Here is a 26,325-nt window from a genome sequence, read left to right on the forward strand (position 1 = left end):
TTCCTTTCATCATAAAATTTCAAAATTATACAACTAAAATGGGATAATCTCCTTTTTCTAAAACCCTTCCTATAGTCCAATATTTTATTTCATGCTTTTTAAAATTTTGTTTCAGATCTTCTAAATTTGATTCATTTACTGATAAGAGTAATCCTCCAGATGTCTGGGGATCAAACATAATATCTCTATATGTCTCTGATATATCATCTGAAAACATAACATTATCTCCAATATATTTCTTATTAGAATAGGCACCCCCAGGGACAAGACCCATATTGGCCAATGAAATAGCCTCTTCTATTATAGGTATTTCTTTGTGGTCAAATTCTAATGTTACAGAACTTCCCTGGGCCATTTCAAGGCCATGACCCAAAAGACCAAAACCTGTTACATCTGTACAGCTATTAACTTCTACTCCCTTTGTAGCTTCCATAGCATATTTATTTAACAAAATCATTGTCTCTATTGCATTTTTATAAGTATCATTACTTACCATATCTGCCTTTATACCTGTATTTATTATACCTAATCCTAAAGGTTTAGTAAGTATTAAATAATCCCCTTTCTTAGCACTGCTATTTTTAAGTATATCATTGGGATTAGCAAAACCTGTAACAGTAAGTCCATATTTAGGTTCATCATCTTCTACTGTATGTCCCCCAACAATAATTGCCCCTGCTTCTGTCACCTTGTCATGACCACCCTTTAGTATCTTGGTCATAACATCAGTTGATAGACAGTTTGGAAAACATATAATATTCATTGCCAATTTGGGCTGACCTCCCATTGCATATATATCACTTAATGCATTTGCTGCTGCTATCTGGCCAAATATATAAGGGTCATCTACTACTGGAGTAAAAAAATCTATAGTCTGTATAATAGCAGTATCATCATTTAATTTATATACTGCTCCATCATCTGAAGTACTTACACCTACCATCAATCTATCATCTTTTATTTCTGGTAATTGACACAGTACCTGTGCCAAGGTCTCAGGACCTATTTTAGCTGCTCATCCAGAACTCTTGGTTAACTGAGTCAATCTTATTTGCTCCACTGTCAAGTTTATCACTCCTTAATTTACTGTAATCATATCCTTAATACCTTCGTATATTTTCTGACCTATTCCATTAACATTTTGAATATCTTCAATATTTTTAAATCCATTTTCATTCCTATATTCAACTATTCTTTTAGCTTTTACTTCTCCTATGCCTGGCAATTCCATAAGTTCAGTAATTGATGCAATATTTATATTTATTTTTCTAACATTGGTCTCAATAGAATCATTCCATCCATCTGTAGTTAATTCCGTATCCTGTGATATTTTATTTCTATCATCTATACTGGGTATATTAATTTTTTCTTCATCATTAATCTTTTTTGCCCTGTTTATTCTTTTTATATCTGCCTTTTCTGTCAATCCTCCCGCTGCATTTATTGCGTCTATTAATCTAGAATCTATGTCTAATACAATAACTCCTGGATTATGGACCTCTCCACTTATATCAACCATTATTTTGCTTTCTTCAGTAGTATTATTTTCTATTTCATTATTATATTCTAATTCTGGTTTTTCAAATGTATCTTTTCCATAGGAAGAATCATTTGAAATTTTTATCTTATCATCTATTACTATATTATATCCTATCAAACCCACTATAACTATTATAAGGAAAAATATAACTATATGTTCTCTTTTATTAAACATATCCAATAGATATTCACTTCCCTTTTCATAAAACCTTAAATTATATTTTCTACATTATAGTTAAAAACCCTTCTTTTTTGAAATGAGTAATTAATTTGGGAATGCATTGTATAATTTTACCAACAAGAAATTATCATTTAGTAAAATTATTTCTTAAAATTTTATTTTTTTTTGATATACTATATAGGTAAAGTTTTTATTCTTAAACAACTAAGCTAATTCAGAGGTGAGTATATGAAAAAAATTGTATCAATTGTCTTTGTCCTTATTATAATAACTAATATTCCTTTATATGCCCATAGCAATTCTAATCTCAATATTTTGGGAAAATCAGCAATATTAATAGATGCTGAAACAGGAAATGTATTGTATCAAAAAGATATGCATAAAAAAATGTATCCTGCCAGTACTACTAAAATAATGACAGCAATATTGGCTCTAGAAAACAGTGAACTTACTGATATGGTAACAGTAGATAAAAAAAGCCCATATGAAGTAGATGGAAGCCATATAGCATTGGAGCCAGGCGAAGTCTTATCTATGAATGATATGCTTCATGCACTTTTGATAGAATCAGCTAACGATGCAGCATTGGTTATAGCTCGCCATATATCTGGATCTGTAGAAGAATTTGCAAAACTTATGAATAAGAAGGCAATAGAAATAGGTGCCAAGAATACTAATTTTGTAAATCCCAATGGACTTCCCGACCAAAATCATACTACAACGGCTTATGATTTGGCAATGATGGCTAGATATGCTATGCAAAATAAAACATTTAAAAAAATTGTGAGCAATTATAAATATACAATCCCAGCTACCGAAATTAAAGGAGAACCTAGAAATTTGTTTTCAGCTAATAGATTATTATATGGTACAGGGGCTAGCAATAAAATAAATGTAGATGGGAAAGTTGTTGATATAAAATACCCAGATGCCGATGGTATTAAGACAGGGTATACAGACGTTGCTCGGAATTGTTTAGTTTCTACAGCTATTAGAGGCGATACCCGTCTTATAGCTGTTGTATTAGGAGCAGAAGGAAAAAATGTATACGTAGATACTCATAAATTATTAAACTATGGTTTTGATAATTTTGTTAGTCAAAGAATATCCTTTAAAAATGAATTTATTAAAAATATAGATGTTAAATATGGTGATAAATCTTTTGTAACTGCCGTTACTGGTCAAGATGTATTTGCTCTTATACCTAAAGATAAACAAGATAATATAAAAAAGGAAATTATTATGGGAAATAAAATAGATGCCCCTGTTACAGAAAACCAAGTTCTCGGTATGATTGAATATAAATTAGATAATCAAGTTATAGGTACTTGTAATATCATTGCAACATCTAATATAAATAGGAAGGGTATTTATAATGTAGTTAGTACAGATAGGCAATTTACTTTATTTAAAAAATGGTGGTTTTGGGCTATAATTTTATTTATCTTGTGGAGAAGCTACATAGGCTATAAAAGATATAAAAGAAAGAAAAGAAAAAGGCAAGAATCATCACCTTTTGTATATAGAAGATAAAAAAGCCAAATATACTTGGCTTTTTTTTAGACTTTTAATCACAGGCATTATTTATCTGTTCTTATTTCATCTAGATAATTATATATGGTATATCTAGAAACACATAGTACATCTGCTACATAATCTACAGAACCCTTTATTAAAAATGTACCCTTGCTTTCTAATTCCTTTACTATATCAACCTTCTCATCTTTATTTAAATATGCTACTGGCTTCCCAACTTGCTCCAATACCTTATTTACAACACTACATAAAATATCATTTATATTAGTTCCATATGTTTCTTCTTCTATCTTAGATTTTTTTTCATCTAATGTCTCTGTTATTTCTTGAATAACTGTCCTAGTCACTATAAATTTAGAAATATCAACATTTATACATAAACAACCAATAACCTGATTATTATCATCTTTTATAAAAGCAGTTGAGGACTTTAACGTCCTTCCATCTACAGTAATATTTTTATATCGGATTAAGCTTTTATCAAATTCTTTGTTCCTTATAGCTTTAAGGCCCCTTTCAGTCATGGGACTCCCTACTTTTCTACCAGTTACATGACCATTTGCTATAGCTATTATAGACTGCTGAGGATTAGATATATCATGAAGCACTACTTCACAATCATTACCAAAGGTTTTAGCTACGACTTCAACCAATGGAATAAAGCTCTTTAATAATGGATGTATTTTCTTTGACATTTATTTCACTCCATTGCATATTTTATTTTTTATTTTACCATATTATTGTAACTTTTTAAACAAAATATCCCGAGAATTCTCGAGACATTTTGTTTAGTTATTCATGTTCTATTTTTTTAGCATCTTTCCATACCCTATCTAAATTATAAAATTCTCTATCTTCTTTATGGAATACATGAACAATTACATCACCAAAATCCATCAGTATCCATCTGCCTGTTCTATATCCTTCTTTATTCCTTAGACTATATCCTGATTCATGCATTTTCTCTTCAATATTATCAGCAATTGCCATTACTTGTCTTTCAGAATTTCCAGTACAAATAACAAAATAATCCCCTATAGTTGTAACATCAGAAATATCTAATATAGTTATGTTTAATGCCTTCTTATCTTCTGCTGCTTCAACTGCAATGGAAATCATATTATCTAATTTAATCAATAATTCAAACCTCCTAATATTAATATATTAAACTATTTCGTGCCTCAACTGTATCTGTATGAAGAATCCAGCCATTGTTTATGACATGTTTTATAGTATTATCTAACGCCTTAATCAATGACCTATCCAAGTCTTCAAAAGCCAATTTTCTAACTGTATCTAATCCAGGAAAATCCCTTCCTTCCTCAATATAATCTGCAATATATATTATCTTCTCTAAAGCACTCATACCTTTTCTGCCTGTAGTATGGTATTTTATAGCATTTAGTATTTCTTTGTCTTTAATATTATATATTTCAGATGCTAATTTTGCACCCAATATTCCATGGGCCAATTGTAAATTGTCTTTATACTCATTCTTCAAAATTATATCAAATTTATTTAACATGTTCAATAAAACTGTTTTATCTTTAAACTTTCCACAGTCATGTAATAGTCCTGCTATAACTGCTTTACTCGAGTCTACTCCATATACTTTCGAGAGTCTTTCAGCCATATTTTTCACTCTTATAGAGTGTTCATATCTAGCCATTCCTATATCTTCAATTAATTTATCTATGAGTTCATTACTAATACACAAAATAATCTCTCCTTAAAGCTAATCTTTGTAAAGGTTATTTTTTTCAATATAATATTTAACTGAGTCAGGAAGTAAATATTTAACTGTATCCCTCTCTTTTATTCTATTCCTTATATCTGTAGATGATATTTCCAGAGCAGCTACAGATACAAAATAAATCCTTTTTCTATATTTATCTTCTAGACTTTTAATCTTTTCTTCCATTAAAGATTTGTTAAATCCAGGCCTAGTAGCTGCTACAAAATTACATGCATTTAAAAGCTCGTCTACATCTTTCCATGTAGATATCTCCAAAATAGCATCTGCACCAGTTATAAAATAAAAATCTACATCTGGAAATTTATCTTTAAAGGCATTTATTGTATCTATCGTATAACTTACACCTTTTCTTTCAATTTCTATGGAAGATACTTCAAAATGGGGGTTAGTTATTGTAGCTAGTAAAGTCATAAGATATCTATGTTTAGTTTCTGTAAGATTAATAGAATCCTTATGAGGTGGAATACCTGTTGGAACAAATATTACCTTTTCTAGATTCATTTTATCTCTTATTTCTTCTGCCAATACTAAATGTCCCAAATGAATAGGGTCAAATGTTCCTCCCATTATTCCATATCTCTTTTTATTAGACTCCATTATTATACCTCCGGTAAAATATATGTAATTTTAGGAACTATTAAAAAACAAACCCTCTTTTTTATGTATTAGAGGGTTTTAATTAACCTTGATATTGGTTATCTACAAATTCTTTAACATCTTTTATAGACTGTACATTATAAAGGGTCAGATCATCAATTTTTTCTGTTTCAAAATTCTTAAAATATACCTTCAATCTTTGATTCTCATCTTCTTCATATTTTATGCATTTAAATCCCTTGTCATATAAATTTTTCACCATATCTAGCGGTCTTTGATTCTCCATATTTAAACAACCATCCTTTCAAGGTTAGTTTTTTCAATGGAGATTCTTTTTATACAAAATTTTTTATCTGGGTAATTCTATCCTTTTATTATTTTCAGATTCTCTATAAATTACAAATTTATTTCCTATACTCTGAACAAATTCAGCATTAGTCGCTTTTGCTAATTCTTTTGCGCACTCATCGGCACTCAAGAAACTATTATTTAGTACATTTATCTTTATCAATTCCCTAGCTTCCAATGCCTCATCTATCTGTTTTACAAAACTTTCAGTAATGCCATTCTTTCCAATTTGAAATATAGGATCCATTCCATTGGCTATACCCTTTAAAAAACTCCTTTGTTTTCCTGTTATCAAAAATTTCCCTCCTAATATTTATCTATCATAATTCTACTTCTTTTCTTAATGTTTTCCTTCTAATTTCATAACTCTTACTGCCTTTTTTCCATCCACTTCTAATCTTCTCTCCAGGCTTATAATTGGAATTAACAACTATTTCATCTTTAGCCAAACAATAATATGTTGGTTGATTTTCTTTGCAATTACCACAATTTAAGCAATTCATGTTACTCTTAACCTCCACAATTAATTGAATAATTTTAACAATATTATATGTCTATTCAAAAAACTCAAACTCGTATCCACATATATTGACTATATCTTCATCATTCACTCCCAATTTCTTTAATTGGTCTATTATACCCTTCTCCCTAAGTTTTCTTTGGAAATACCTTGTGGAATCAAAATCATCAAAATTAGTAGAATTTAATACCTTTTCAACATAATTGCCTTCTACTATAAATTTGCCATCTTCCTTTCTAACTATAACCTCATCTTCTTTACCCTTATACTGATAAGATGTCACTTCTTCTACTGCAAATAAAGGCTCTGGATCTCCCACTTCATCTAATTTATTTAACACCCTGTATAATAGTTCTTTTATACCCTTTCTTGTAGCTGCTGATATAGAAAAAAGTTCATATTTACAATTCGTTTTTTCTAATTTATTCTTAAATTCATTAAGATTTTTTTCTGAATCAGTTAGATCCATTTTATTTGCTACTACAATTTGAGGTCTTGAAGCCAGTTTAGGATTATATCTTTGTAATTCTTCATTTATTTTATTAAAATCTTCAAAGGGATCTCTTCCCTCTTGCCCTGAAATATCTACCATATGGATTAATATCCTAGTTCTTTCTACATGTCTTAAAAATTCATGACCTAATCCAATACCTTCATGGGCTCCTTCTATAAGTCCTGGTATGTCGGCTATAACAAAACTCTTTCCTTCACCTAATCTAACTACTCCTAAATTAGGCTTTAATGTTGTAAAATGATAGTTGGCAATCTTAGGCTTTGCCTGTGATACCACTGATAAAAAAGTAGACTTACCTACATTTGGAAATCCTACCAATCCTACATCCGCCAATACTTTAAGTTCTAAAATTATTTCTCTCTCTTCTCCTTTACTTCCTCCCTCTGCAAATCTTGGCGCCTGTCTTGTTGCAGTGGCAAATTTAGCATTTCCCCTGCCACCTTTTCCTCCTTTAGCTACAATAAACTCCTGCCCATTCTCTATCAAATCCGATATGATTTTACCAGTAGCTACATCCTTAACTATTGTTCCAGGTGGCACTTTTATATATAAGTTCTCACCTTTTTTTCCAAACTGTCTCTTAGATTTACCATCTTCACCATTCTGAGCGTTATAATGCTTTTTATATTTAAAATCCATTAATGTTCTAAGACCTTCATCTACCTTTAAAACTACATTGCCTCCAGAACCACCATCCCCACCGGCTGGACCTCCTGACGGCTCATACTTCTCTCTTCGCCATGCTACTGCTCCATGACCACCATTCCCAGCTTTCACAAAAATCTTGGCTTTATCAACAAACATTGTTATCATCCTCATATAATAATTTAATTATATCAACTTGACCCTTAGTGTCAATTCTTATTTTCTAAGTCAAAAGATATTTTATATTCCTCTATATTATTTTCATCATTAATAATAAAATCTATTTTTTCTTCATTTTCAATTACATCTATTTTTATTTTAGTAAGTATATCAATATTGTCAAGGGTTTTAAATGCTTTATCTAAAAATTTTTCTAGAGATTTTATTATCTCTACTTCATTATTTATAACCCTTATTTCTTTTTTTATGTTCTTTATGACATTGAATTCTAATAATATATTTTCAAAGAAAAATTCTCTGATTTTTTTATCTAAAAAAATAGATACTTCAGGAAGGGAAAGCTTATAAATATTTTTTGTTCTAATATTAATCTCTGAAATGTTTTTTATATAATCAACAGCCCTGTCATAATTATTAGTTTGTAAATATCCCAATAAAATCTGAAAATTATTCATATAATCATGTCTATACTCCCTACACAAACCAACCATTTTTATTAAATATGACTTTTTTATTAAATTTTCTTCTTTTTTATTATCCTTAAGATAATCCACTAATCTTTCCCCCCATTGTTTTCTCTATATTAAGTATATTCTAACATATGATTCATATAAAATAAATAAAAAAACCTACCTCAAAGGTAGGTTAACAAAATTCTATTCTACGCTAGCTAGCATTTCTTTAGTGTAAACACTTACTTGTTTTTTGGCTTTACCTTTTCTTTCAAATTTAACTACACCATCAACCACAGCAAACAAAGTATCATCTCCACCTTTTTTTACATTAAGTCCTGGATGGATTTTAGTGCCTCTTTGTCTAACTAAAATATTTCCTGATAATACAAATTGACCATCTGCTCTTTTAACACCTAATCTCTTAGATTCACTATCACGACCATTTTTTGTACTACCTACTCCTTTTTTATGAGCAAATAATTGAAGATTCATTCTCAACATCCCTTACACCTCCTCATATAGGATAGTTATATAATCAGGATATGATTCCCTAATACTTTCTATACCTATTAATATGGTATCTAATACTATACTGACATCTCTTCTAGTATCTTCATCTATCTCTCTAGGTATAACAACTTCTAAATACCCATCTTCCATAGAAAAATAAAAATCTAAATTGCATATCTTTTTTAAAGAAAAAATTCCTGTCTGTGCTAAAACAGAAATGGCTGCACATACAATATCTTTACCATAGTCATCATAACCAGCATGGCCTTTGACTTCATATCCTTGCACAATTCCATCTCTATTTTTGTATATTTTTACATTAGTCATAAATAACACTATCCATTAATTTTTTCTATCTGTATCTTAGTATATGGCTGACGATGCCCTTGTTTTCTTCTGTAATCTTTTTTTGCTTTATACTTAAATACAATAACCTTCTTAGACTTTCCATGATCTAAAACTTTAGCCTCAACTTTAGCTCCTTCAACATATGGTCTTCCAACATTAACACCATTATCTCCTGAAACCAAAAGTACTTTATCAAAGCTATGAGTTTCACCTTCATTAGTATCAAGTTTTTCTACAAATAATACATCGCCTTCTTGAACTCTATACTGTTTTCCACCAGTCTCTAATACTGCATACATTTAAATACACCTCCTCTATCCAGTCTCGCCAACATAAGGTACTTAGTTTTAAAACCCATGCTGTGCGGCTACTTACAGAACAACATTCTATCAAATAGAGACTTATTTGTCAACTATGAGTTTTTATCTTATATTCATTGTCTATTATTTCTGAAGAACTATAAAGTTTTATATTCATATCATGAATTTTCTCTAATTCAAGAAATAGCTTGTTATCTTTTAATCTATCATACATATAAGGACTAACTGCTATTTTTATATTTCTTGTATTAGTATGAAATTTCATTACTCTTATATCTTTTTCTATATAATCTATCAAAGTAGTACCTTTAAAAACTTTTCCAGTTCCTTTACAATAGCTGCAATGATCCATCAATTTATTTGATGTTTTACCAGTATCTTTTTTCCTAGTAATTTCAATTAATCCTAGCTTAGTTATCCCTAACACTTTTGATGCCAACTTATCCCTTTTTAATTCTTTATTAAAAATATTAATTAGATATTTTTTATCTTCTTTCTTTTTCATATCAATAAAATCAATAATTATTATTCCTCCAATATTTCTAAGCTTCAATTGTCTAGCCGATTCTATTGCTGCTAATATATTAGTTTCAAGTATAGTTTTTTCCTCTCTTACACTGCCAACAAATTTACCTGTATTTACATCTATCACGGTCAATGCTTCTGTCTCATCTATAAGTAAATACCCTCCATTGCTCAATGTAACTCTTTTTTCAAACAATTCTTTTACTTTGACTTCAAGTCCATATTCATCAAATATATTATATGGTTCATCGTATAGTACTATTTTCTTTTCAAAATCAGGTACTGTATGAGAAATAAACTGCTTCAAGTCAATATAAAAGTCCTTTTTGTTTATTACCAATTTCTTCACATCATTAGTCAAATACTCTCTAGATATCCTATGAATTAAATCAAGATCTTCATATAATAATTTTGGAGGAAAACCTAAGTTTCCTTCTAAAGATATTTTTTGTTGTATCTTAGAAAGAAAATTAATATCCTTTTTTAAATCTTTTTTTGTTTTTCCTTCGGCCTCAGTTCTTAAAATCATACCCATTCCCTCTAATTTTATTTCCCGGGCTATATCTTTTAATCTTTTTCTTTCTCTTTCATCCTTTATTTTTCTTGATATAGATATGGTATTACTTTTAGGCATTAGTACAATATATTTGCCTGGAATAGATATGTCTGTTGTTACTTTTGCTCCTTTACCGCCTATAGGTTCTTTTATAATTTGTACTATTATATCTTGTCCCTGCTTTATCATATCTTTTATTGATTTATCTCTCATATTTATTTCATTTTCTTTATTGCCCACTATATATCTCTTATTCAAATAGGCATTTTTTTTAAGGCCAATATCTATAAATGCAGCACCCATTCCAGGCAATACATTTACTACCCTTCCCTTATAAATATTTCCTAAGACACTACCTTTTTGTTTGTCTTCTACAAAAAAGTCTGCAAATTTTCCATCTTCTAATATTGCAACTCTTTGTAATGTATATCCACAGTCTATAATTATATCCTTCAATTTTATCACCACTTAATTAGATTTGTATATTGAGAGACTGTAATATTAATTATATATACTAAACCTTTAATAGCTGGTCCAAATTATATGGGAGCGACTATATTCCCATCTCTTTGAACATATAATTCCATCCTTTTTACTTTCACATTCTCTTTTTTTATTTCTCTATTTATAATTCCTTCAAACACAGGAATCAACGCCTCTGGTTTTAAATTTCCTCTGCTTCCTGTTTTTAATAGTAATTTCAATGCAATCTTATTTTCTTCACACAATAGTAATTCAATTTCTTTTATATATTCTCTTATATTACTACTTTTCTTTACTATTTTATTTCTTTTCTTTTTTTCTTTTGTAATTATAATCTCATCTCTACTTAATATATCAGATACCAATGATTTTATATCTTCAGGTTCTATCTCATTTTCAAACTCTATCTCCATTATATAAGAAGACCATTCAATCATAGACACCAAAGACTTTTTATCTGTAACATATCTTGCTTTTATCATAGATATACCATATGGTAATACCATATTCATATCCTTTATAAAATCTTTAACTTCAATTTTTTCAGTCAATTCTACATCCATATATTCTCCATCGCTATCCATCCCCAAAGGCGAAGCTATTGCTAAAGAAAGTTTAGGATGTGGATTGAATCCTTTAGTATATTCTACTGGTATATTCGCCCTTCTAAAGGCCCTTTGAATTAGTCTCATCAAATCTAAATGGGATATATATTTAGCTTCTTTTCTTTTTGCAAATTTTATTCTAAGTTTATACATTAACATTTACCCCCTGGCACAATATTGCTAACACCACAACCAGTACATCCATTACGGCAATCTTTAGTGGTCTGACCTTTCTCAGCATTTTTATTTTCTTTTATAAGATATTTTTTAGTTACCCCTGCATCAATAAAATCCCACGGTAACTTTTCCTCATAATCTCTAATTCTATTTGCATAAAAATGAGGATTTACATCATTTTCTTCAAAACTCTTTAACCATGACTCATATTTAAATAAATCTGACCATCCGTCAAATTTACAACCTTTTTTCCATGCAGATATTATAGCTTTACAAAGTCTCCTATCTCCCCTAGCAAATACTGCCTCTATAAAACTTAATCTAGGATCATGCGTATTAAGGGTCACTTTCCTATCTCTTATTTCTTTCTTTAACATATCTTGTTTCTTATAAAAATCCTCTATGCTATCTTGAGGATGCCATTGAAATGGAGTAAAAGGTTTAGGTACAAAACACGATACACTAGTAGTAACTTTTAAATTTCCCCTTCTTTTCTCTTTAGGCATATTAAAAAATATGTCTTTAACCTTATATGCTAATTCCTTTATACCCATTATATCTTTATCTGTTTCAGTAGGTAGTCCCATCATGAAGTATAACTTTACTGTTGACCATCCTCTTTCAAATGCTTCTGTGACAGAATTTATAATATCATCTTCCACTATACCTTTATTTATTACATCCCTAAGACGCTGTGTTCCCGCTTCTGGAGCAAAGGTAAGCCCAGTCTTTCTAACCTTTTGAATCTCTTCTATAATTTCAAATGAAAAAGAATCAAGCCTTAGTGACGGTAACGAAAGTCCTATCCCCTTTTCTTTGAATCTATCTATAAGCTCTATAGCTAATTGATTTATATGAGAGTAATCACCTGTGCTCAAAGATGATAAGGATATTTCTTCATAGCCAGTTGATTTTACTAGACTATCAGCATATTTTAAAAGCGTATCTATACTTCTTTCTCTTACAGGTCTGTAAAGCATCCCTGCCTGACAAAATCTGCATCCCCTTGTACAACCTCTAAATATCTCTAACATTATCCTATCATGAACTATAGATATATTTGGTACTATAATCTTATCAGGAAAATAAGCTGCGTCTAAATCCTTAACAATTCTTTTTTTTATAATCCTAGGATATTTTTCTTTTTTAGGGTGCATACCTTCTATAGTACCATCATCATTATATGTTACTTCATAAAACGAAGGAATATAAACACCCCTTATATCAACTATCTCTTCTAAGAACTTTTCTCTTTCTAATCCTTTATCCTTCCACATTTTGTATTTATCCAATATTTCTAAAGTTACATCCTCGCCATCTCCTATTACAAATATATCTACTACATCCGCCAATGGTTCAGGATTATACGCACATGGTCCACCTGCAATTACAAAGGGATCATCTAAGGTTCTATCTTTAGATAATATGGGTATGTCACCTAAATCTAACATATTAATTATATTTGTATAACTCATTTCATATTGCAATGTGAATCCTATAAAGTCAAAATTGTTTATTGCCGTTCTAGATTCCAAAGAGTAAAGGAATATGTCATTATCTCTCATCTGTTTTTCCATATCTATCCATGGAGCGAATACTCTCTCACAATATATATGGTCCTTTTGATTCAATAAATTATATATGATATGCAAACCTAGATGAGACATTCCTACATCATATATATCTGGAAATGCAAATGCAAATCTTATAGTCTCATCAGTTATATCTTTGTGTATAGAATTTATCTCTCTACCCACATATCTTCCTGGTTTTTCGACTTTCTTCAGTATTTTATCTAATAATCTCTCGTTTATCATTATAATCATCCTCTATTTCAAATATTATATTTTAAGACCCTAAAAGATATTTTACCACTAATTATATACTTTACTCAATATTTGATATCAATTCAATACTTTTTTAGGATCTATTAGTTCTCCATTCTCTAATATTCTAAAATGAAATTTTCCTATCTGTTTACCAGTTTCTTTTAATTCCCCTATCTTTTGACCCTTAACTACATTTTCTCCCTTTTCCACATATATGTTTTCAAACCCATAATAAATAGCTTCGCATTCATTATGTTTTATTTTTACATACTTACCATGCAAATTATCGTTGCCAAAATTTAAAACTATACCACTATTAATAGATAAAACATCCTTTGATCTTGGCATTATATCTAATCCTTTATTAAATACTACAATACTTTCTCCCTTTTTAATCTTTCCATAATCTTTATATAAATCTCCACTTACTGGCCATATATATTCATCATCTTTAATCATTTTTATTTCTTTCTCATTAAATACAGAAACTATTTTATTAGGTACCTCCTTTATATTTCCTATTTTTCTTATATCCCAATTATAACTAACTGTTTCTTTAATCATATTAAATGCATCTCTAGTAATATTTATGTTTAATCTTTTAATCGTAATTATTACAGCGACTATTAATATACTTATAAATAATTTCTTTAGTTGACCTCTATAAAAAGTTTTATCCTTCTTTCTTTGAAAAAAATCTGTGCTTGACCTTTTTCTTCCTTCATTAAAAAATCCATAACCCACTACACTCACCTACCCAAATTATATTTGTTATAATATATATCTATTTTGGGTATTATTTATTTATTACTTTTCATCTAAATAGCATATAAATTAAAAAATAGCACTTAAGTGCTATTTTTTAAAAACATTTCGCCATTGCATATCCCCTCGTTCAAGACCTTTAATTAAAATTTCAGCAGTAGCTACATTAGTAGCTAATGGTATTCCATGTACATCACACAATCTTAACAATGCCAAAATATCTGGTTCATGGGGCTGAGCTGTTAACGGATCCCTCATAAAAATAACTAAATCCATCTCATCTGAGGCAATCTTAGAGCCAATTTGCTGATCGCCTCCCAATGGTCCTGATAAAAACCTGTGAATTTCAAGTCCTGTGGCTTCTTGTATTTTTTTACCCGTAGTTCCCGTAGCAAAAATAGTATGTTTGGCAAATATATGTTTATATGCCAGTGAAAAGTTTACCATATCTTTTTTCTTTCTATCATGGGCGATTAATGCTATATTCATTTTATTCCTCCTAGATCTACTCGACAGTCTTATCTTTCATCTTTAAAATTGGTATATTAGCTATTAATGCAGGTATTGGTGTGTTATCAGTATTGCTTTTAGTTCTAGTTATTTTTATATCTAAGCCGTCCTTATCTATTTCCATATAATCTGATATAACCTTTATTATATCTCCCTTTATCATTTCTAAAAACTTTGGAGAAACATTGGTTCTATCATGTATCAAAACAAGTTTCAACCTCTCTTTTGCCACATTTTTACTTTTATTATCTTTTTTACTAAAAAGTTTGAATAAGTCCAATATAATTCCTCCTCATATTATTTTCCAAATAATATCTTTCTAATCTTAGTAAATACTCCCTCATCTACTTCTAAACTTAATAAAGGAACTTCTTCACCTGTTATCCTTCTAGTAATATTCATATATGCCATACCAGCCATAGCATCTTTATTTGTTACTACTGGTTCCCCTTTATTTGTAGAAACTACTATTGACTCATCATCTGGTATAACCCCTAATAAATCTATAGCAAGTATATCTATCATATCATCAATATTCATCATATCTCCTCTTTTTACCATATCATGTCTTATTCTATTTATTATAAGTCTTGGATTATGTAGCCCTTTAGCTTCTAAAAGACCTATTATCCTATCTGCATCTCTAACAGCCGAAACCTCTGGTGTAGTAACTACTATAGCATTATCTGCCCCAGCTATAGCATTCTGAAACCCTTGCTCAATTCCTGCAGGACAGTCTATAATAATATAATCAAATAATTCTCTTAAATTAGTAGTAAGTTCTTGCATTTGTTTAGGTGATATTGCAGTCTTGTCCCTGGTTTGAGCTGCTGGTAATAAATATAGACCATCGTACTTTTTGTCTCTTATAAGTCCCTGTTTTAATCTACATACCTTTTCTACAACATCTACAACGTCATATACTATCCTGTTTTCTAGACCTAATACTACATCAAGATTTCTTAATCCTATATCTGCATCAACCACTACTACTTTTTTTCCCAGCATTGCTAACCCTGTTCCTATATTGGCTACAGTGGTTGTTTTACCTACACCACCCTTTCCTGATGTTACAACTATAACCTCGCTCATACTCTCAGCCTCCCAACTTATTAATTGTTTTTTTGTAAATAGGGTTCAATTATAATAGAATCTCCTTTTATCTTTGCTAATTCTGGCCATTTAGGATTTGATATCTCATTATCTGGAGATCTAGCAATTATATCTGCTATTCTTAATTGTTTTGATTTTAATTTAAATGCTGCTATTATAGCCCTTTTATTTCCACTGCTCCCAGCATGTACAATCCCCCTAAGAGAACCCATAATGATTATATTTCCTGTAGCAATAACCTCTCCTCCAGGGTTTACATCACCTAAAACAACAATATTTCCATCATATTTTATACTCTGTCCAGACCTTATTGTTGATCTTACAAATTTAGTCTGTCCCTCTACTATATCTTGAGAACACGGAGGCTTAACAACCTTTGGTTCTATTATATCTACCTTTAATCCATAGTCTTCTTTTAGTATATTTGTCAAAGTATCTCTTTCCTTTGATGTTAGAGTTTTACCTTTAAACCCTATAACTTTACCCCCTCTAAAAAAATCATGTCCTTTTTCTAATTTATATTTTAAATTCATTTTTATATTTTCAAACGTTGCTTCTTTTATATATATATATAGTCCTTCATTAGTTCCTTTAAATATAACAGAATCTTTTTCCATATACATTTATACCTCCATAAAGTAATACTCAACTACGATGGAGTCTTTACTCTATCTAATTGTATTATTTATTTTTTAAAATAATATAGAATTCTACCTCCATATGTATATTATAAAATTTGAACCTACAGAATAATCATTTAAGTACTTATTCTTTATAACTGGACTAAATCCTGCAAAAAGTCAAAAAAAGATTTAAATAGTTTTCTAATACTTTGAGATAGTAATGACCTCGTAAGATTACGAGGCCTAAGGAACCAGTTTATTATTAAAAGTAAATACATCCTCTTCAGTATTAAGTCCCAAATATTCGGCTATGACATCTCTAACCACTGGCCCTGCGTATCCACCATGTCCTCCTTGAAATATAACTGTAGCTATAGCTATTTGAGGATCTTCATATGGTGCAAATGCAACGAACCATGCATAATCATCATATGGTTTTCCAGTAGCAGGATTTATGCCGTCTTTTTCTGCTGTACCTGTTTTAATTCCAACTTGAATAGGGAAATTTCTAAATATGGTCTTTCCTGTACCGTCTGTAGCTGCCATATTCATACCTTTCATTACATAATCAAGATATTTATAATCATCCAAGCCAACTCTATGGGGTTCTTCTGCCTTTCTATGTTCCTTTCTATTCCCCTTAAAATCTTCTAATTTATCCACCACACTTACCCTATATCTATATCCTCCATTAGATAATGTAGCGATAAAATTGGCTATTTGTAAAGGCGTATATGTGTTTTGTCCTTGTCCTATAGAAATATTGAATGTATCTCCCAATTTCCATCCTGCTTGTTGTAAATAAGTAAACTTTATAATATCTGTAATATTGGCTCTATCCCCTTCAAGTTTTTTACGACCATCTATATTCATCTTATACAATCGTCTCATTACTTCCGCTCTAGATAAAGGCTCTTCTAATTCTGTCCATGATGCTATCTCATTTATGACCTTTTTAATCTCTTTATCAGTAAGTGTCACATCTTCTTTTATATATTTTCTTATATTATTATTTAAAAATCTAGTCAAATATCTTTTGATTGAACGAGTCTTATCATAGGGGTCTGGAGTCTTACCTGCTTCATTAGGTATACTAATCTCTATTCCAGTCTTATCATTTAATCCAAACTCTTTAGCCATATATAATATATCTTCTATATCTACCTTTACTCCTATGCTCTTATTTGTTCTCATATTAGTTCCCGCAGCCAAAGTGTAGAAATAATAATTACACGAGTCCTTTATTGCCCTAAACATATCAGTAGGACCATGAGATCCCCTATAAGTATTCCAAATCCAACAACCAAATCTTTGATTACCTAAATCCACATATCCTAGAGAGTTAATCTTTTTATAAGGACTTATTCCTTTCTGAAGTCCTGCTAATGCTGTAATCATTTTAAATGCTGAGCCTGGTTGTATAGCTGTTTGTAATGCAATATTATATAGTGGTCTTGGAGCCAATGGGTCATTGTCCTTCTCAGGCTTTAAACTCTCCCAATCTTCCAAAGAAATACCTGTTGAAAACAAATTAGGATCATATGAAGGGTAATTTGCTAGTGCCAAGATCTCTCCTGTCTTTACATCTATAGCCACCAAGGAACCCGATGTAGCATTGCTATAATGTCTTCCTCCTTTAGCTGTACCATATTTATAATTACCCCATTTACTTTTATATCTTCCCCCTATTTGTATCTGTTCTAAAGCATATTTCAAAGAATCCTCTGCAACCTTTTGAAGTTTAGTATCTATTGTAAGAAATAGATTGTCTCCTGGAATAGCTTTCTTTTCATCCAATACATTTATAGTATTTCCAAATACATCTACTTCAACTTTCTTTGAACCTATCTCTCCTTTGAGATATTCCTCAAATTCTTCCTCTACCCCTGTTTTACCAATTATATCATTGGGAGAATAACCTAATTCTTCAATATATTTCTCTATTTCATTTGGTTGTGATATCTTACCTAAATATCCCAATACATGAGATGCAATTTTCCCCATTGGATAATATCTTACAGGTTCTACAGAGACTTTAACTCCTCTTAATTCATCACTATTTTCCATTATCTTAGCTACAGTTATATCATTAACTCCATATGATATATTTACTGGTTGATACGCCCTATAACCTTGCTTGCCTAACTGTTCTATTACATTTAGGATATGTCTTTTTTCATAAAAACTAAGGGAATCATCTATCCCAAATTTATCACATAAATTGTAAAATGCATCCTCGGCATTTAAATCTTCATCTAATCCATATTTTCCTAACCAACTTTTTTTATTTAATAATGCTACATATTCCCATTTAGCTATAGATATTTTAGGATTTGTTCCATCATTTAATATCATCTTTTGTATAATATATTTAAGGTCACTATCAGTTATAATATCATCTATAATTTTAGTCTTTTTTCCCAAATAGATTACAGCTTCCAATGGATCTAACTCATTATTTATATTTTCTTCTTTATAAAATTGTTTCTGGGATTGTATATCTTTATATTTAAATCTAGTGGTATTATTTTCTTTATCCACGAGTATCTCAACAGGTACATTAATATTTGCTTCATCAAATTTATCCATAATCATTTTACCGGGAATTATATATTCACCTTCAGAATCACTACTTTCATAGATTGTATTAAGAATTTGATTAATATATGAGGTAAGAACTATATTTATGAAATCTTCTTTAGCAGTAGTCTCCATAGTTATATTATCGAATCTTTCCATTAATGATATCTTAATTTCTTTATATTCCTTATCGAAATTGTAATCAAACTTCTCTAATATATATTTCTCACCTAAACCTTTTTGTACTAATTTTTTATATATTAATTCTCTAGTTACATCATGTCCCATAAGACCTCTTATATATTTTTCATCTCTAGAAAGCAAGTGAATAAGTGTGTCCTTTGCTCCTAATTCTCTAGGTATATTATTTTTTTTCTTCCATTTTTCTATATCTTCTGTCTCATCAAATTTTATACTAACCTTATTAGACTGTTTATCAATGTTTATTTTAAATGGTTGATGTATATCTTCATGATGCAATATTGATGATGCCTTCTTTGCTGTTATTGATTCATAATTACCAGATACATAATATGTATCCAATAATTCATTTAATAGATTATTTTCCATAATTATATCTATAATTTCATCTTCAACAGCTATATTTTTTAAATAATCTTCAAAATTTTTATACTCAATATTGTTTAATTTTATAGGCAATTCATCTATATATATTTCCCCTTGTTTTTCCAATATATTTACTAACTTAAGGGCAATCTTATTTCTATCATCACCCTTAATTTCATCCTTCATTATCTGTACTGTAAAACTAGGTTTATTGCCCGCTAACAACCTGCCATATCTATCTCTTATCTCTCCTCTAGGTGCAGTCATCGGTACTTCCTTAACCCTTTTATTATCAGAAATTTCTCTGTACTCAGGTCCCTCTATAGCAGTCAATATTGCTAATCTAATTCCCATTATTGCAAATATTACTGATAGTATTATCAATAAAATATTGTATCTATCCTTTAGTTTTTCTCTTAACTTCATTTTTATCTCCTGCCTCTATAACTTCTAAAACTTAAATTTGATCTGTTTTCAATACTATATATCAATTTAAATATAAATATAGACAGTATGCTATTATATATAGATTCAACTATAATAACCCTTCTGAGCAACAATATAAATTCCATATTAACCCCAAAAATATACATTATAATATAGTATAATAAATGGCTTAATATAGTCCCTATAAATGTAAATACCGCTGCTGTAAATGGACTGTTTCTAAAAAATTTATTATTTATTGAACCATATGAATAAGCTATCAAAAAATAAACTAAACTATGGGTGCCTACTACATCATAAAACAACATATCGTATAAAAATCCTGTAATTATACCTATTATAGCCCCTTGCCTCTTTTCCCTCAATATAGCAAATATGATTACTATTATAAGTGCTGTATTAGGCAAAACAGAATAAACTGCAATATGCTCAAATATTGTAGTTTGAATAACAAAATTCAATAATATAACAATCACTGGCACCATATTGTTCAACTTAAAAACCCCTCTACTTATTTTGGTTAATTATTACAAAAACATCATTGATTTTTTTAAAGTCTATTGCAGGTTCAACTATAATATTTTTTATTAACTCATCATTTTTTTTCTCTATTTTAGATACTACACCTATATACATATCAGGTATAAACACTTCTCCTAATCCTGATGTAACCAGCTTGTCCCCTTTAACTATGTCTGCTTTTTCATCAAATAAAAAACCTTCCATTTGATTGTCCATTTCTCCACTAACAACACCATTGTCTTGAGTCCTAATGACCTTAAAACTAATATTGCTTCTAATATCTATTATAGATAAAACCTTAGACCAATTATCTCCAACCTCTATTACCCTTCCTACCAATCCTTCCTTTACTATATTGCCATCAATTTTAACTCCTTGGACTACTACATCATCTTTTTTAATTCCATCATTAGCACCTTTATCTATGACAAAGTTATTAAACCAATTTCCACTATCTTTCGCTGTAACTTGAGCATCTACAAAGGTATAATTGGAGTTCTTTTTAAGCACAGCTTCATTCTCCAAAAAATCATACTTGCTTACTACATTATCCAATATTCTGTTATTTTCCTTTAAAGATACTATCTCTTTTTTTAATCTCTCATTCTCTTCCTTAAGATTCCCTAAATTCCTTAGAGATTCTATATTGTTAGATATACTTTCACCAAAATTGTATACTACCTTCTGTATAGGAGTTATTATGTTTACAAACTTATTTTCTATAAAAAAAGTCTTTCCTCTATTATGAGATGAAATTCCTATTATTACAAGTAAAATGATGGCAACTCCTGTAACTATCATCTTACTCCCATATTTTTTAAATATTGACATATATTATCACCAGCTTACTATCTTTTTGAACTTGCAGCTACTTTTTTTAGCATATCAATATCTTCAACAGCCTTTCCTGTGCCTAAAACCACACAATCTAAAGGACTTTCAGCTATCAAAACTGGCATACCAGTTTCTTCCGCTACTAATTTATCTAACCCATTAAGAAATGCCCCTCCGCCAGTAAGCATTATCCCTTGTTCCATTACATCTGCTGCCAACTCTGGAGGAGTTTTTTCCAATGTATATTTTATTGCATCTATTATATTTAATACAGGCTCTTTCAATGCTTCATATATTTCTGAAGAACAGACCTCAATAGTTTTAGGTAACCCTGCTACAAGATCTCTACCTCTAATATTCATTTTTTGTTCTTTACCTTTTAAATAAGCAGAACCTATAGTCATCTTTATATCTTCTGCAGTTCTTTCACCTATCATTAAATTATATTGTTTCTTTATAAACTGAATTATAGAGTCATCCATCTCATCGCCACCAACTCTTATAGACCTACTGGTTACGATACCTCCTAAGGATATTATTGCTACCTCCGTAGTTCCTCCTCCTATATCAACTACCATGCTTCCAGTAGGATCTTGTACCGGAAGATTAGCTCCTATAGATGCTGCCATAGGTTCCTCTATAAGATAAGCCTCTCTTGCTCCAGCTTGTTGAGCAGCATTCTCTACTGCCCTCTTTTCAACTTCTGTTACTCCCGATGGAACACATATTACAACTCTAGGTTGAACAAAAGTTTTCCCTTGATAAGCCTTTTTTAAAAAATATTTAATCATATTCTGAGTTATATTAAAATCTGCTATTACACCATCCTTTATAGGTCTTATGGCTATAATATTTCCTGGTGTCCTTCCTATCATCCTTTTTGCCTCTTCTCCCACAGCCATAACCTCATTGGTCTTAGTTTCTATGGCTACAACTGATGGTTCTCTAACTACTATACCTCTTCCCTTTACATAAACTAATGTATTAGCAGTTCCTAAGTCTATTCCCATATCTTTAGAAAATATATTAAACATACCCATATTTATTGCTCCTTCCTGTCCTATCTTATATCAAATTTTTTTCTTTAAGACTAATATATTTATTATTTCCAATAATAATATGATCGAGTACTTTTATTCCCAACAATTCTCCACACTCATACAACCTTTTAGATACAGCTATATCCTCTCTACTAGGTGTAGGGTCTCCACTAGGATGATTATGCGTCAATATTATAGATGCACTACTCCTTTTTATTGCATCTATAAAAACTTCCCTGGGATGAACAATTGAAGAGTTTAAGCTACCTATAGAAATATCATTAATAGCTATAATTTTATTTTTAATATTCAACATTATTATCTTAAAATATTCTTTTTTAAAATTTCTCATTTCTTCCATCAATAAGTTGACTACATCCAATGGTGATGTAATTTGTAAAGAATCTTGTTTATTGTATGCTGCTAATCTCTTTCCCAACTCTATGGCAGAAAGTATCTGAGCAGCCTTACATCTTCCAATCCCTTCTACAGCCATAAGTTCTTCTAAAGAACTTTGCGACAAGAATTCTAAACCAGATTGATCCAATGAAAGCACCCTATTAGACAATTCTAAAGCTGTATTTTTCTTACTACCTGTCCTTATAATTATAGCCAGAAGTTCTGAATTCGATAACATTTTAGGCCCATATTTATATAGTTTTTCTCTAGGTCTTTCTTCTTTAGGCATGTCTTTAATTGTATAATTACAATTCATATTAATCCTCCTATAAGCACCTAAACCATTACTATAACAACATAATATCAAAATACTCACTTAAAATATTATCTACTTTTGCTATAGGTAGACCAACTACGTTAGAATAAGAACCTTTAATCCCTTTTACAAATATAGCTCCCTTTCCTTGTATACCATAAGAACCTGCTTTATCTATATATTCTCCTGTATCTAAATATTTCTCTATAAGAGTATCCTTCAATTGTCTAAATTCAACTTTAGTTTCTTCATAATCAACTACTTTTATATTGGAACCTGTTTTCATAACTGCTATACCTGTAAACACAGAATGTACACTTCCACTTAAGTATTTAAGCATATTATAAGCCTCTCTTCTATCTTGAGGCTTACCTAATATCCTTCCCTTATAAACTAAAGTATCTGCAGCTATTATTATGTCGTTTTTACTAACTCTTTTTGACACATCTTCAGCCTTCTGAAAGGCTAAAGACATAGCATTAACTTCTGGAGACATATCTTTGTCCATATATTCTTCTATGAAACTTCCCTTTACATGCAATTTGGCATTAAATTTTGACAATAAAGATTTCCTCCTAGGAGACATAGATGCCAATATTATTCTGTTCATATCCTTCACCTACTAAATTCTTTTATAAACAAATATAGCTATAATAAGACCTAAGACACTGGCTATATTAATATTAAGCATAAAACCAAAAGTTAATTGTATAACATTTAAATCAATATGCCATGGCTCTTTTATTCCTATAGAATATCCTTTAGATAAAAAACTTATCTGTTCTCCAAAAAGATCTCCTATTATTCCACCTATAATTATTCCCACAAGAATCAATATTATTAATACGGCGGTTCCTCTACTTCGAGCCCTCATTTTCATCCTCCCTTATTTTTCATAATCACATAATCGCATTTGCCATATTGTTCTTTAAATTATTAAACAAGAATATTGAAGACAGCCCTACAAAGTATCCTGTAAAAAGACTGACTAATATCATTACAGGTAAGTATGAATAAATCATAATATTCTCCATCACTATAGTTGCAACTGTAATTTGAGATATATTATGTGCTATAGCTCCTAATATGCTAACTCCAATCAAGCTAAAATGCTTTGACAATGTCTTGTATACTAAAAACATTACCAAAGTGCTTATAACCGCTGCTGGCAAACTATACATAAGTGCAGTTACATTTCCTGTAGATAAAGCTAAAATTATCGTCCTCAAAAATGAAACCAATAATCCTGCCTTTAATCCATATAATACTACTGTAATCAGAGCCACAATATTAGCCAATCCCAACTTTGCTCCAGGAGCAATAAATGGTATAGGAATAAAAGATTCAATTATACTCAATACCAATCCTGAACCAACAAGCAATGAAAGGAAAATAGCTCTTTTAGTTCTATTCATATATAACACCCCTAGCATATCAATAACTATAGTCATCTACTGATTCTTCATAATCATTAGAAGTTATCTCTATAAATAATCTGTTTGGTAAACATACCGCTATATGACCTGGCTTAGAAATCCAGCCTTGCCTTTCACAAAGATGGTCAGGACAATCTGATTCAATTATTCTTGCTTTGCCATCTCCTATCTCTATTTTATTATGTCCATACTCTGTATCTATATCAATAATTTCACCTATCATATTTTTTCCTAAAGAGAAACGTTTATATTCTCTATTGTTTACAGTCACAACAAGATATTTCGTTCCATCATTCCATGCCATTTCTTTTACAACCAATAAACCTGAAATACTCAATATTATAATTGCTATTATAAGAACCTTGTCCCATTTTGTCATAAATCTCATTGAAACACTTCCCTTTACATTATGATAAAAAATATATGACTTCAAATTGTAAAATTAGACAGTATCACATTTAAAGTTTACCATTTAACTAAGTCTTTTACAAGTAACAATTTTTGCACATATTAGTCATAAAAAAGAGAACCCCTTTTGGGATTCCCTTTTAAATTATTTAAGTTCAATTGCATCCTTTGGACACTTTTCTGCACAAACACCACAGCCAATACATTTATCTTCTATCACCTTATGTGTTTGCTTTAATTCCCCTTCTATAGCATCTACTGGACAATTTTTAGCGCATATTGTACAACCGATACATTTATCTTCAGAAATATTAGCTTTCTTTCTATTTTCTAGCTGCCCACTTATTGCACCAGTAGGACATTTTTCAACACAAACCATACAATTTCTGCATTTTTCATAGTCAATCTTTGCCAATTTATTTTCAAACTCTATTGCTCCAAAAGGACAAGATTTTACACATATTTGACACCCAATACATCCTGTAGAACATTTATCTTTAACATCTTTTCCAAACTCATTACTATTACATTCCACATGCACTTTTTGACTATAAGGTACCAACTCTATTACACTTTTAGGACATGCTTCAATGCACTTACCGCAAGATGTACATTTATCTGGATCTATTTTAGCTATACCATCTTCTATAGAAATAGCATCAAAAGCGCATACATCTAAGCAAGTCCCCAATCCTAGACATCCATATTGACAAGCTTTGCTTCCGCCTCCAACTAATACTGCAGCTTTACAATCTTTGATGCCCGTATATTCAAATTTATTCTTAGCATTACATTCTGTTCCTTGACACATTACCTTTGCTACTTTTTTCTCTCCAGCCTCAGCTTGAACTCCCATAACAAGTCCTATCTTTTCAGCAGCATTAGCTCCACCTACAGGACATGCATTAACTGGAGCTTTTCCTGAAGCTATAGCTGTTGCTAATCCATCACATCCTGGAAATCCACAAGCTCCACAGTTAGCACCTGGTAATGCCTTTCTTATTTCTTCAACTTTTGGGTCAACTTCTACAGCAAAAACCCTTGAAGCTACGGCTAACCCTGAACCAAATACTAACCCTAATCCACCTAAACTAATTACAGGAAATAATATATTGCTCATTATGCTTTGATCCATTATTTT

The 26,325-nt window shown here is 30.3% G+C and carries 33 protein-coding genes; 1 reads left to right on the forward strand and 32 read right to left on the reverse strand.

Going from position 1 to position 26,325, the window contains the following annotated elements; translation table 11 throughout:
- Positions 1-25: 25 nt before the first annotated feature.
- Entirely contained in the window at positions 26-1,060 is a 1,035-nt protein-coding gene (selD, locus tag Q326_RS0101255) for a selenide, water dikinase SelD (protein ID WP_084489494.1), read from the reverse strand.
- 18 nt (positions 1,061-1,078) lie between these two features.
- The gene (locus Q326_RS0101260) at positions 1,079-1,714 is read right to left on the reverse strand and encodes a ComEA family DNA-binding protein (RefSeq protein WP_034600803.1); all 636 of its coding nucleotides are present in this window, start codon (positions 1,712-1,714) and stop codon (positions 1,079-1,081) included.
- Between the two features lie 234 nt (positions 1,715-1,948).
- Between Q326_RS0101260 and Q326_RS0101265 the strand changes: the two genes are divergently transcribed.
- Complete coding sequence (locus tag Q326_RS0101265) at positions 1,949-3,253, forward strand: D-alanyl-D-alanine carboxypeptidase family protein (protein ID WP_026893729.1); 1,305 nt, start codon at positions 1,949-1,951, stop codon at positions 3,251-3,253.
- 47 nt (positions 3,254-3,300) lie between these two features.
- On the opposite strand, the gene Q326_RS0101270 is transcribed toward Q326_RS0101265, so the two are convergent.
- From Q326_RS0101270 to rnfB, 30 genes are all read right to left on the reverse strand, one after another.
- Positions 3,301-3,951 (reverse strand): helix-turn-helix transcriptional regulator, encoded by a 651-nt coding sequence (locus Q326_RS0101270; RefSeq protein ID WP_026893730.1) that lies wholly within the window; start codon positions 3,949-3,951, stop codon positions 3,301-3,303.
- 97 nt (positions 3,952-4,048) lie between these two features.
- Positions 4,049-4,393, reverse strand: coding sequence for a ribosome silencing factor (gene rsfS / locus Q326_RS0101275; protein ID WP_026893731.1), 345 nt, complete (start codon positions 4,391-4,393; stop codon positions 4,049-4,051).
- Positions 4,394-4,412: 19 nt separating this feature from the next.
- The gene (gene yqeK, locus Q326_RS0101280) at positions 4,413-4,973 is read right to left on the reverse strand and encodes a bis(5'-nucleosyl)-tetraphosphatase (symmetrical) YqeK (protein WP_034600754.1); all 561 of its coding nucleotides are present in this window, start codon (positions 4,971-4,973) and stop codon (positions 4,413-4,415) included.
- 18 nt (positions 4,974-4,991) lie between these two features.
- Positions 4,992-5,609 (reverse strand): nicotinate-nucleotide adenylyltransferase, encoded by a 618-nt coding sequence (gene nadD, locus Q326_RS0101285; RefSeq protein ID WP_026893733.1) that lies wholly within the window; start codon positions 5,607-5,609, stop codon positions 4,992-4,994.
- 82 nt (positions 5,610-5,691) lie between these two features.
- Positions 5,692-5,895, reverse strand: a complete 204-nt coding sequence (locus Q326_RS0101290; RefSeq protein WP_026893734.1) for a hypothetical protein — start codon at positions 5,893-5,895, stop codon at positions 5,692-5,694.
- Positions 5,896-5,958: 63 nt separating this feature from the next.
- Positions 5,959-6,252 carry a ribosome assembly RNA-binding protein YhbY gene (yhbY, locus tag Q326_RS0101295; protein WP_026893735.1) on the reverse strand — a complete coding sequence of 98 codons (294 nt, stop codon included), beginning with the start codon at positions 6,250-6,252 and terminating at the stop codon, positions 5,959-5,961.
- Between the two features lie 25 nt (positions 6,253-6,277).
- Positions 6,278-6,460 (reverse strand): hypothetical protein, encoded by a 183-nt coding sequence (locus tag Q326_RS0101300; protein ID WP_026893736.1) that lies wholly within the window; start codon positions 6,458-6,460, stop codon positions 6,278-6,280.
- Between the two features lie 51 nt (positions 6,461-6,511).
- Positions 6,512-7,795 carry a GTPase ObgE gene (obgE, locus tag Q326_RS0101305; RefSeq protein ID WP_026893737.1) on the reverse strand — a complete coding sequence of 428 codons (1,284 nt, stop codon included), beginning with the start codon at positions 7,793-7,795 and terminating at the stop codon, positions 6,512-6,514.
- 50 nt (positions 7,796-7,845) lie between these two features.
- Positions 7,846-8,370, reverse strand: a complete 525-nt coding sequence (locus Q326_RS0101310) for a Spo0B domain-containing protein (protein WP_026893738.1) — start codon at positions 8,368-8,370, stop codon at positions 7,846-7,848.
- A 102-nt stretch (positions 8,371-8,472) separates the two neighbouring features.
- Positions 8,473-8,772, reverse strand: a complete 300-nt coding sequence (gene rpmA / locus Q326_RS0101315) for a 50S ribosomal protein L27 (protein WP_026893739.1) — start codon at positions 8,770-8,772, stop codon at positions 8,473-8,475.
- 3 nt (positions 8,773-8,775) lie between these two features.
- A complete protein-coding gene (locus Q326_RS0101320; RefSeq protein WP_026893740.1) occupies positions 8,776-9,108 on the reverse strand; it encodes a ribosomal-processing cysteine protease Prp in 333 nt (110 codons plus the stop codon).
- Between the two features lie 8 nt (positions 9,109-9,116).
- Positions 9,117-9,428, reverse strand: coding sequence for a 50S ribosomal protein L21 (gene rplU / locus Q326_RS0101325; protein ID WP_026893741.1), 312 nt, complete (start codon positions 9,426-9,428; stop codon positions 9,117-9,119).
- Between the two features lie 109 nt (positions 9,429-9,537).
- Complete coding sequence (locus tag Q326_RS0101330) at positions 9,538-10,986, reverse strand: Rne/Rng family ribonuclease (RefSeq protein ID WP_051531013.1); 1,449 nt, start codon at positions 10,984-10,986, stop codon at positions 9,538-9,540.
- An 83-nt stretch (positions 10,987-11,069) separates the two neighbouring features.
- Complete coding sequence (locus Q326_RS0101335) at positions 11,070-11,771, reverse strand: TIGR03936 family radical SAM-associated protein (RefSeq protein ID WP_026893743.1); 702 nt, start codon at positions 11,769-11,771, stop codon at positions 11,070-11,072.
- Complete coding sequence (locus Q326_RS0101340) at positions 11,771-13,612, reverse strand: TIGR03960 family B12-binding radical SAM protein (protein ID WP_250160285.1); 1,842 nt, start codon at positions 13,610-13,612, stop codon at positions 11,771-11,773. The genes Q326_RS0101335 and Q326_RS0101340 overlap by 1 nt, the downstream gene beginning before the upstream one ends.
- 87 nt (positions 13,613-13,699) lie before the next feature.
- Positions 13,700-14,368: a M23 family metallopeptidase gene (locus tag Q326_RS0101345; RefSeq protein ID WP_026893745.1), complete on the reverse strand. Its 669-nt coding sequence runs from the start codon at positions 14,366-14,368 to the stop codon at positions 13,700-13,702.
- A 111-nt stretch (positions 14,369-14,479) separates the two neighbouring features.
- Positions 14,480-14,878 carry a methylglyoxal synthase gene (gene mgsA, locus Q326_RS0101350; RefSeq protein ID WP_026893746.1) on the reverse strand — a complete coding sequence of 133 codons (399 nt, stop codon included), beginning with the start codon at positions 14,876-14,878 and terminating at the stop codon, positions 14,480-14,482.
- Positions 14,879-14,894: 16 nt separating this feature from the next.
- Positions 14,895-15,179, reverse strand: coding sequence for a cell division topological specificity factor MinE (minE, locus tag Q326_RS0101355; RefSeq protein WP_250160286.1), 285 nt, complete (start codon positions 15,177-15,179; stop codon positions 14,895-14,897).
- Between the two features lie 17 nt (positions 15,180-15,196).
- Positions 15,197-15,991: a septum site-determining protein MinD gene (minD, locus tag Q326_RS0101360; protein WP_026893748.1), complete on the reverse strand. Its 795-nt coding sequence runs from the start codon at positions 15,989-15,991 to the stop codon at positions 15,197-15,199.
- Positions 15,992-16,011: 20 nt separating this feature from the next.
- Positions 16,012-16,629: a septum site-determining protein MinC gene (minC, locus tag Q326_RS0101365; RefSeq protein WP_026893749.1), complete on the reverse strand. Its 618-nt coding sequence runs from the start codon at positions 16,627-16,629 to the stop codon at positions 16,012-16,014.
- 249 nt (positions 16,630-16,878) lie between these two features.
- Positions 16,879-20,208: a penicillin-binding transpeptidase domain-containing protein gene (locus tag Q326_RS16400; protein ID WP_051531014.1), complete on the reverse strand. Its 3,330-nt coding sequence runs from the start codon at positions 20,206-20,208 to the stop codon at positions 16,879-16,881.
- A gap of 2 nt (positions 20,209-20,210) precedes the next feature.
- Positions 20,211-20,714, reverse strand: coding sequence for a rod shape-determining protein MreD (mreD, locus tag Q326_RS16405; protein WP_245592044.1), 504 nt, complete (start codon positions 20,712-20,714; stop codon positions 20,211-20,213).
- A 22-nt stretch (positions 20,715-20,736) separates the two neighbouring features.
- Positions 20,737-21,582, reverse strand: a complete 846-nt coding sequence (mreC, locus tag Q326_RS0101380; protein WP_026893750.1) for a rod shape-determining protein MreC — start codon at positions 21,580-21,582, stop codon at positions 20,737-20,739.
- Between the two features lie 17 nt (positions 21,583-21,599).
- Positions 21,600-22,625 (reverse strand): rod shape-determining protein, encoded by a 1,026-nt coding sequence (locus Q326_RS0101385; protein ID WP_026893751.1) that lies wholly within the window; start codon positions 22,623-22,625, stop codon positions 21,600-21,602.
- 25 nt (positions 22,626-22,650) lie between these two features.
- Positions 22,651-23,340 (reverse strand): RadC family protein, encoded by a 690-nt coding sequence (radC, locus tag Q326_RS0101390; protein ID WP_026893752.1) that lies wholly within the window; start codon positions 23,338-23,340, stop codon positions 22,651-22,653.
- A 31-nt stretch (positions 23,341-23,371) separates the two neighbouring features.
- Positions 23,372-23,950 (reverse strand): nucleoside triphosphate pyrophosphatase, encoded by a 579-nt coding sequence (locus Q326_RS0101395; RefSeq protein ID WP_026893753.1) that lies wholly within the window; start codon positions 23,948-23,950, stop codon positions 23,372-23,374.
- A gap of 12 nt (positions 23,951-23,962) precedes the next feature.
- Positions 23,963-24,214, reverse strand: a complete 252-nt coding sequence (locus tag Q326_RS0101400) for a DUF4321 domain-containing protein (protein ID WP_026893754.1) — start codon at positions 24,212-24,214, stop codon at positions 23,963-23,965.
- Positions 24,215-24,239: 25 nt separating this feature from the next.
- The gene (locus Q326_RS0101405) at positions 24,240-24,755 is read right to left on the reverse strand and encodes a Gx transporter family protein (protein WP_026893755.1); all 516 of its coding nucleotides are present in this window, start codon (positions 24,753-24,755) and stop codon (positions 24,240-24,242) included.
- 19 nt (positions 24,756-24,774) lie between these two features.
- Positions 24,775-25,164 (reverse strand): NusG domain II-containing protein, encoded by a 390-nt coding sequence (locus tag Q326_RS0101410; RefSeq protein ID WP_026893756.1) that lies wholly within the window; start codon positions 25,162-25,164, stop codon positions 24,775-24,777.
- A gap of 165 nt (positions 25,165-25,329) precedes the next feature.
- Positions 25,330-26,319: an RnfABCDGE type electron transport complex subunit B gene (rnfB, locus tag Q326_RS0101415; protein ID WP_250160287.1), complete on the reverse strand. Its 990-nt coding sequence runs from the start codon at positions 26,317-26,319 to the stop codon at positions 25,330-25,332.
- Positions 26,320-26,325: the final 6 nt, after the last annotated feature.

It is taken from the genome of Clostridiisalibacter paucivorans DSM 22131 (assembly GCF_000620125.1).
Taxonomy (GTDB): Bacteria; Bacillota; Clostridia; order Tissierellales; family Clostridiisalibacteraceae; genus Clostridiisalibacter; species Clostridiisalibacter paucivorans.

Coding starts and splice junctions, on each gene's coding strand:
- Q326_RS0101260 (WP_034600803.1), bottom strand. CDS start 1,714: ATGTTTAATAAAAGAGAACATATAGTTATATTTTTCCTTATAATAGTT.
- Q326_RS0101265 (WP_026893729.1), top strand. CDS start 1,949: ATGAAAAAAATTGTATCAATTGTCTTTGTCCTTATTATAATAACTAAT.
- Q326_RS0101270 (WP_026893730.1), bottom strand. CDS start 3,951: ATGTCAAAGAAAATACATCCATTATTAAAGAGCTTTATTCCATTGGTT.
- nadD (WP_026893733.1), bottom strand. CDS start 5,609: ATGGAGTCTAATAAAAAGAGATATGGAATAATGGGAGGAACATTTGAC.
- Q326_RS0101290 (WP_026893734.1), bottom strand. CDS start 5,895: ATGGAGAATCAAAGACCGCTAGATATGGTGAAAAATTTATATGACAAG.
- Q326_RS0101300 (WP_026893736.1), bottom strand. CDS start 6,460: ATGAATTGCTTAAATTGTGGTAATTGCAAAGAAAATCAACCAACATAT.
- obgE (WP_026893737.1), bottom strand. CDS start 7,795: ATGTTTGTTGATAAAGCCAAGATTTTTGTGAAAGCTGGGAATGGTGGT.
- rpmA (WP_026893739.1), bottom strand. CDS start 8,772: ATGTTGAGAATGAATCTTCAATTATTTGCTCATAAAAAAGGAGTAGGT.
- Q326_RS0101320 (WP_026893740.1), bottom strand. CDS start 9,108: ATGACTAATGTAAAAATATACAAAAATAGAGATGGAATTGTGCAAGGA.
- rplU (WP_026893741.1), bottom strand. CDS start 9,428: ATGTATGCAGTATTAGAGACTGGTGGAAAACAGTATAGAGTTCAAGAA.
- Q326_RS0101335 (WP_026893743.1), bottom strand. CDS start 11,771: ATGTATAAACTTAGAATAAAATTTGCAAAAAGAAAAGAAGCTAAATAT.
- Q326_RS0101340 (WP_250160285.1), bottom strand. CDS start 13,612: ATGATAAACGAGAGATTATTAGATAAAATACTGAAGAAAGTCGAAAAA.
- mgsA (WP_026893746.1), bottom strand. CDS start 14,878: ATGAATATAGCATTAATCGCCCATGATAGAAAGAAAAAAGATATGGTA.
- minD (WP_026893748.1), bottom strand. CDS start 15,991: ATGAGCGAGGTTATAGTTGTAACATCAGGAAAGGGTGGTGTAGGTAAA.
- minC (WP_026893749.1), bottom strand. CDS start 16,629: ATGGAAAAAGATTCTGTTATATTTAAAGGAACTAATGAAGGACTATAT.
- Q326_RS16400 (WP_051531014.1), bottom strand. CDS start 20,208: ATGAAGTTAAGAGAAAAACTAAAGGATAGATACAATATTTTATTGATA.
- mreD (WP_245592044.1), bottom strand. CDS start 20,714: ATGGTGCCAGTGATTGTTATATTATTGAATTTTGTTATTCAAACTACA.
- mreC (WP_026893750.1), bottom strand. CDS start 21,582: ATGTCAATATTTAAAAAATATGGGAGTAAGATGATAGTTACAGGAGTT.
- Q326_RS0101385 (WP_026893751.1), bottom strand. CDS start 22,625: ATGGGTATGTTTAATATATTTTCTAAAGATATGGGAATAGACTTAGGA.
- radC (WP_026893752.1), bottom strand. CDS start 23,340: ATGAATTGTAATTATACAATTAAAGACATGCCTAAAGAAGAAAGACCT.
- Q326_RS0101395 (WP_026893753.1), bottom strand. CDS start 23,950: ATGAACAGAATAATATTGGCATCTATGTCTCCTAGGAGGAAATCTTTA.
- Q326_RS0101400 (WP_026893754.1), bottom strand. CDS start 24,214: ATGAGGGCTCGAAGTAGAGGAACCGCCGTATTAATAATATTGATTCTT.
- Q326_RS0101405 (WP_026893755.1), bottom strand. CDS start 24,755: ATGAATAGAACTAAAAGAGCTATTTTCCTTTCATTGCTTGTTGGTTCA.
- Q326_RS0101410 (WP_026893756.1), bottom strand. CDS start 25,164: ATGAGATTTATGACAAAATGGGACAAGGTTCTTATAATAGCAATTATA.
- rnfB (WP_250160287.1), bottom strand. CDS start 26,319: ATGGATCAAAGCATAATGAGCAATATATTATTTCCTGTAATTAGTTTA.